A 5,835-nucleotide genomic window follows, 5' to 3' on the forward strand; every position below is an offset into this window, starting at 1 on the left:
GCACCGAGACCAGCACCGCCGGCTGCTGGTTGACCCGCACGTAGTTATCGACGCTGTACTTCTCCTGCACGCTGCCCAGGTCGCCCACCCTAACTCCCCGGCTGCCGCGGAGTACCCCTTCGAGGTGGGCGAGAAGCAACAGGGGGAGCTGGTCTCGGGCGTGGTGATCCCCGAGGGCTCCTCTCAGGCGGCGCTGATGGCGCGCACCAAGGAGGGCTACGTCTTCTTCGGCGTGGCCACGCTGGACAGGGCCGGGCGGCTGCAGATCCAGTTCGACCGGGCCTACAAGGGGAAGGTGGCCTACGTGGTGCGGGCGGTGGCCCTCGACGAGCGGGGGGTGGCGGGCGTCCCCGCGCAGGTCAGCGAGCAGGCCCCCAACCTGGTGACCAACCTGCTGCGGGGCGCCGCCTCGGGCCTGGTCTCCTACATCGAGTTCTACGCCAAGAGCTCCTCCACCACCATCCTGCCCGGCGGGGGGGTGGCCTCCTCGAGCGCGCCCCCGCCGCTGGGGCTGACCATCCTTTCCGGGTCGGCCAAGCAGATCGCCGCCCCGCCCGACTCCACCAGCGTGGTGCGGGTGTGGAGCCTCGAGCCGGGAACCCGCATGCAGATCCTGGTGGTGCCGGGGGATGTGGGCGGTCGCTGAGTCGCCGCGCGAGGCGCTGGCCTGTGACAAGGCCCTGAGCCTGCGCCAGTTCCGGCGGCGCTGGCCGGGGGTGGACCCCGCGGGGCTGGAGGGGGTGGTGCTGGTGGAGCACACCATCAACGAGGCCACCTGGCGCCGCAAGTTCCGCGTGGTCTTCGTGGCGCTGGAGGAGGCGGCCGCCCTCCCCGACTTCGCGCTGCGCCACCTGGCGGGGGTGGCCGAGATGCGCTACGCGCTCAAGGCCCGCTGCGAGGACTGGTACTCCGACGCCGCGAGGGTTCACCTCGACGCCACGCCCGACGCGGTGTGGTACACGCAGGAGGGGCCCTGCGCCGTCGAGTACGACCTGGGCTACGCTCGCGCCGACATCCGCCGCAAGCACGCCGGCTTCAGCCGGATGTACGCCCGGCAGTTCTGGGGGGTGGCGATCCCCTCGCGGCTCAATCACCTCAGGCGGGTGCTGCCCCAGGAGCCGCGGGTACGGGTGCTGTTGGCGCCTTGGTATGGCGATGGCGACTGACTGATGGCTGACGACCGAGGAGCGATGGTGCGCGGCGGCGAAAAGCTGGTATATAATCCTTCCATAGGAGAGCCTGAGTCGTTCAGGCTCTCCGGGGAGCTTGAAAAACAGACACAGGTTCTCCTTTCTGCCCTACTGGGCTTTGAAAGGAGGAAGATGTATGAAATTGATCCTTTTCGTCGCTGCCGCTGCCGCGACCGCGCTCGCCTTCATGGGCGGCATAGTTCCGGGGGTCCTGGTGACCGCCGGGATCGCCTACCTTGTCTGGCGGGCTAACCCCAGGTAATCCATAGCCACAGCCGCTCCCCTCCCCCCTCGAGTGTCCGGGACTCGAGGGGGCTCTTTTTTTGCCCCAACCGGGGCTGCACCGGGCGGGCCAGGGCGGCTCGAGGCGCCGCCTGGCCCTAAGCGCTAGCGCTACCCACCCCACGCGCCAACCCCAACCCCTCCACCGCCTTGAGGGCGGCCTCGAGGTGGCGCTCCTCGGGGTGTGCGACGGTGTAGCGCTGGCCCCAGTAGCCGATGGCCAGCAGCTTCCCCGCCAGGGGGCGGTCCTTGTTGCGGGCCATCCAGCCGAACACCGGCAGCAGCGGCAGCACCATCAGGGGCTGGAGCCACACTGGCAGCAGGAGCACCAGGGGGAACGCCAGCAACCACAGCGCCGCCAGGTTGGTGCCGCAGAAGGGGTGGAGGATGGGCTGCCGCCGCAGCCCCTCGAGGCTCATGGCCTGGCCCGCTTCCAGCGCGTGCACGGCCATGTGCTCGGCCCCGTGGTAGCGCCGGCTGTGCCAAAGCGCCTGCCGGAAGGGGGCGTAGAGGCGGTAGATCGAGCCCATCACCAGCGCCAGCAGCGCCAAGGAGAGGAGGCTGAGCTGCCAGGCGGGCAAGAGCGCCTGCGCCCGCAGCAACAGCCCCAGCGGGGCGCCCGCCAGCGCCCCCGCCAGGATCACCCTGACCTCCCCCTGCCCCTGCTGGGTCCGCCACCAAGCCCGCAGGCTCTCCAGGAGCAGCAGCCCCAGCGTGCCCGCCGGCCCGGCCCGGCGCGCCCAGTGGGGGTTGAGGTCGCGGGTGTACAGCTGCAGCCGCCCCTGGGCGTCGTGGTAACCCAGGGCCACCCGCTCCTCGCTCATCAACAACACCCCCTGCGGCAGGGCCATGCCCCCGATGAGCCGCGCCGTGAGCGCCTTCGCTTCCACGCCCTGATTGTAGCGGGGACGGCAGGGCGGCGGGGGGCAAGATGAGAGCCGTGTGCGCCGCTGGGGGCTCGCCAGCTCACGGGCGCAGCGCGAGGAGGGCCAAGGCCAGCGCGGCCAGGGCCAGCGCCGAGGCGCCCACGGCCCAGGCGCGCCACAGCCTCGCCCGCCGCCCGGCCTCGGCGAGGGGCTCGAGCTCGGCCAGCCGCCGCTCCAGCCGCGCCAGCCGGTCGCCCTGGGCCTGCTCACGCTCCACCTCGGCGGCCAGCTCGCCCAGCCAGTGGCCCAGCGCCGTCGGGGTGGACAGGCGCAGGTCGGCGGCGCGGTCGAAGAGGGTGTGGTCCGCCTCGTGGCCCACCGCGCTCAGCAAAGGCACCCCCAGCCCCAGCACCCCCGCCAGCAGCGCCGGGTGGTCGAAGACCCCCAGGCCCTCGCCCCCGCCCCGTACCACCGCGATGGCGTCGGGGCCCCGCTCGGCCAGGGCCCGCAGCGCGCGAGCCAGGGCCGCGGGGTCGGACAGCGCGACGCGGTTCTCCTCCAGGCGGTATGCGGCGCGACGTGGGCCCAGGGCCCGGTCCACGTCGGCGTTGACGATGCCGCTTTGCCCGTAGACCAGCGCCAGGTAGGGGGGCTGACCCTGGCGCAGGCGGTTGCGCAGCAAGCCCGCCACGTCGGCGCGCTCGCGCGCACCCAGGGCCCGCAGCAGCCGCACCTCCTCCTCGCTGGCGGCGGGCGGGCGCACCCCCAGCACCTCCAGCACCTCGAGGTTGGCCTTGACCCGCCCCTGCACCACCGCCAGGTCCAGCGCTACCCTCAGCAGCGCCTCCTGGCCGTCGGCCAGCAGCGGGCGCAGCGCCAGGGGCACCTTGAGGTCGAAGGCGGCCTCGGCCGCGTCCTCCAGGCGGTCATAGGCGAAGCGCCCGTAGGGGCGCCCGCCGCAGTCGCGGTAGACCCCCCGCACCACCACCGTGCGGGGCAGGCCCTCGCGGTTGAGGGCGTGGGTCAGGAAACGCTCGAGGCCCATTTGCACCTCGCGCAGGGTGCGGGCCTGGGGTTCGGAGGGGGGCATGGCCTCGGCCATGCCCCCATTCTGCCCTGCCCAAGCCTCGCGGGGGGTGCGGAAGACCCGTTAACCCCTGCCAGGAGGGGGCGCCTCCGGGCCCAAGCGCCGTAGGTCCCGGGAAGCGCCTCCGGCGAGGCGTGTAGTAGCGCGCGCCCTCGCCCATCGGCACCGCCAGCACCAGCGCGCCCCCGGCGCAGGCGTTGGCCCGGGTGAGGGTGCACTCGTCGGCCGGGTCGTGGACCCGCAGGAGCCAGCCCCGGGCGTTGCCCTCGAGGGCCCAGCTTTCCGCGGCGACGAGCAGGCGCAGCGTCACTGGGGCACACCCCCCGCGTCTACGGCTGGGCCGGCGGGGAGGCCGTCGAGGACGGGATGTTCGGTGCTCATCGAGCCACTATAGCCCCCGGCGACCGGGCTCGGCCGGGTCTTCATGAGAACGTTCCTGACTACCTGCGGCGCCAACTGGAGTTCGTCGGCGCCGCAGCTCGAGCAGCTCCCCACCTGCGCGGTCCTCGCCCGGCTATTGCGCGCGGGCCGGGCAGTGTTAAGGGGGTCAGGGGGCGTCGTGGGGTGGCGGGCACTCCCCGGTCCTCAGCTCCTCGCGGTGGAAGCCCCGCACGGCGCACCCCGGAAAGAGGCCACCAGATTGAAGCAGCCACAGGATCAGTCGCTCCACCAGCTCCTTCGGGGCGACCTTGAGCGCGCGGCACACGTGGGCGGGGGGCGGGCTGACCACCGCCCGCAGGTCCTCGACGCTCCCCACGCCCTCGAGCAGGTAGACCCCGATCAGCGGGCGCTCGGGGGAGTTCTCCAGCGAGGCGAGGGCCATCAAGAACTCGGCCTGCACGAAGAACCCCTTTAGGTTCTCCCGTGGCCTGAGCGGAAGGTGGGGCAGCGCCCACCCCGCGGGCCCGGTCAGCACCTCCAGGGTGTGGGTGCTCAGGGGCTCGCACCAGCGGGAGTCCACGGGCTGGAAGGCATCTCGCGCCACGATGGCTCGGTCGCGCACCCCCGGCAGCCAGGGCCGCACGGCGGCCCCCTGGCCCCGGAAGGCGCCGGCGGGGATCCTGGCGTCGACGAAGGCCCGCAGGTAGGCAGCCCGGCGGTGAGCATGGGCTACCAGGCAGGCCTGGTAGGTCAGGAGGTGCAGCGGGTAGGCGTGCAGTGCGCGGGCGAGCTCGTTGTAGCTCCCCACACCCAGCGGCACCCACAGACCCTCCGCCAGGATCTCCAACGCCTCGCGCAGGGCGGGGACGTAGGCCTCCGCCGCGTCGCGGCGGATCAGCTCGCCCAGACCCTCCGCCAGGGGCTGCGCCGCCTCCTCGAGGTGCCGCACCGCCTGGCGGAGCGTTTCGGGGTCATCGGGCAGCAGCCAGGGCACCCCGTCGGACTGCAGGAAGTCTCGCAGCCGCAGCGCCTCGTCGAGCAGGCCCTGGTGCACGCGGTCCTCGGCGGGGGCCAGGCGCAGGCGCACCAGCTCGGCCAGGTTGGGCTCCCGGCCGCTGGCCGCCTCGAGCAGCAACTCGGCGCTCGCTTCCCCCGCCGGCGGCGCGGCATCGGGGGCGGACGCCCCCTGCAGCAGGCGCTGCAGCAGCTCGGCGTACCCGCTCTCCAGCCGGTCGATGCGGTCGGAGAGCCTGCGCTCGACCTCCTCGGCGCGGCGGCGGGCGTCCTGGGCCACCTCGAGGACCTTGCTCTGGACTCGAGCATAGTCCTCCGGCTGGGCCCGCTCGGTGAGGCTGCCTCGCCGCACGTACCAGTCACCGCGGCTGATCCTCTCAGCCTCACGGATGAAGAGGTGGGGCTGCTGCATGCTGGGGTAGACCAGCACCACCGCCCAGCGCTTGCCCTCCTGCTCGAACTGGTAGAGGTTGAAGGCGGGAACCGGGTGGACGAGGTTGCGCAGCTGTTGCTGCAGGTGCGCCTCGGCCTGGTCGACTTTTTCCCAGCCTTCGAAGCCCAGCACGGCGCGCTGCTCGCGGTCGGCCCCCAGGATCAGCAGCCCGTGGTTGAGCAGCCGGGGCTCCTGCCGGTGCAGCGGGGAGTCGGGGTCGTGGTCGTCGGTGTTGGCGATGGCGGTGAGGTCCTTAGCCAGCTCGGCCGCCGGGGGCAGCGCGCGCTTGACGTCGGCCTTCGGTGCCTCGATCCCGTTCTCGATGAACCATAGGGCAACCCGCTCGATCACCTCACGTTCCATGCAACTTCCTCCCTCTGACGGGTGGGTTTTTCTGGGCTCAGCCCACTCCTTGGCGTGCCACGCAGCGGCCCCAACGAGAACCTGATCTGCCTCAGGCCTGCAGGGTGCGGCTATCCCTCTCGAGTCAGGCGCAGCAGCCCCTCCGGGTCGTAGAGGGTGAGGCAACTGCCGGGCCGCAGCCGGTCGGGGAAGACCACCAGATTACGGGCCCCCTCGAGC

Annotated in this window: 6 protein-coding genes; 3 read left to right on the forward strand and 3 right to left on the reverse strand. The window is 72.5% G+C overall.

What is annotated here, in order from left to right; translation table 11 throughout:
* The first annotated feature begins 124 nt into the window (after positions 1-124).
* The 3 genes from Mrose_RS17680 to Mrose_RS19705 all read left to right on the forward strand — a co-directional run bounded on the left by Mrose_RS17680 (position 125) and on the right by Mrose_RS19705 (position 1,452).
* Complete coding sequence (locus Mrose_RS17680) at positions 125-646, forward strand: TraB/TrbI/VirB10 family type IV secretion system protein (RefSeq protein WP_182482899.1); 522 nt, start codon at positions 125-127, stop codon at positions 644-646.
* On the forward strand, positions 630-1,166 hold the full coding sequence (locus Mrose_RS17685) for a hypothetical protein (RefSeq protein ID WP_119280511.1): 537 nt from the start codon (positions 630-632) through the stop codon (positions 1,164-1,166). Before Mrose_RS17680 ends, Mrose_RS17685 begins: the two co-directional genes overlap by 17 nt.
* 160 nt (positions 1,167-1,326) lie before the next feature.
* Complete coding sequence (locus Mrose_RS19705; RefSeq protein WP_275052669.1) at positions 1,327-1,452, forward strand: hypothetical protein; 126 nt, start codon at positions 1,327-1,329, stop codon at positions 1,450-1,452.
* 118 nt (positions 1,453-1,570) lie between these two features.
* On the opposite strand, the gene Mrose_RS17690 is transcribed toward Mrose_RS19705, so the two are convergent.
* The 3 genes from Mrose_RS17690 to Mrose_RS17700 form a co-directional block, all read right to left on the reverse strand.
* Positions 1,571-2,362 (reverse strand): DUF1385 domain-containing protein, encoded by a 792-nt coding sequence (locus tag Mrose_RS17690; RefSeq protein ID WP_119280513.1) that lies wholly within the window; start codon positions 2,360-2,362, stop codon positions 1,571-1,573.
* A gap of 76 nt (positions 2,363-2,438) precedes the next feature.
* Entirely contained in the window at positions 2,439-3,440 is a 1,002-nt protein-coding gene (locus tag Mrose_RS17695) for an exodeoxyribonuclease VII large subunit (RefSeq protein WP_182482900.1), read from the reverse strand.
* Between the two features lie 532 nt (positions 3,441-3,972).
* The gene (locus Mrose_RS17700; protein WP_119280515.1) at positions 3,973-5,616 is read right to left on the reverse strand and encodes an AlbA family DNA-binding domain-containing protein; all 1,644 of its coding nucleotides are present in this window, start codon (positions 5,614-5,616) and stop codon (positions 3,973-3,975) included.
* Positions 5,617-5,835 lie beyond the last annotated feature (219 nt).

It is taken from the genome of Calidithermus roseus (genome assembly GCF_003574095.1).
GTDB classification, from domain to species: domain Bacteria; phylum Deinococcota; class Deinococci; order Deinococcales; family Thermaceae; genus Calidithermus; species Calidithermus roseus.

Coding starts and splice junctions, on each gene's coding strand:
- Mrose_RS19705 (WP_275052669.1), top strand. CDS start 1,327: ATGAAATTGATCCTTTTCGTCGCTGCCGCTGCCGCGACCGCGCTCGCC.
- Mrose_RS17685 (WP_119280511.1), top strand. CDS start 630: ATGTGGGCGGTCGCTGAGTCGCCGCGCGAGGCGCTGGCCTGTGACAAG.
- Mrose_RS17695 (WP_182482900.1), bottom strand. CDS start 3,440: ATGGCCGAGGCCATGCCCCCCTCCGAACCCCAGGCCCGCACCCTGCGC.
- Mrose_RS17700 (WP_119280515.1), bottom strand. CDS start 5,616: ATGGAACGTGAGGTGATCGAGCGGGTTGCCCTATGGTTCATCGAGAAC.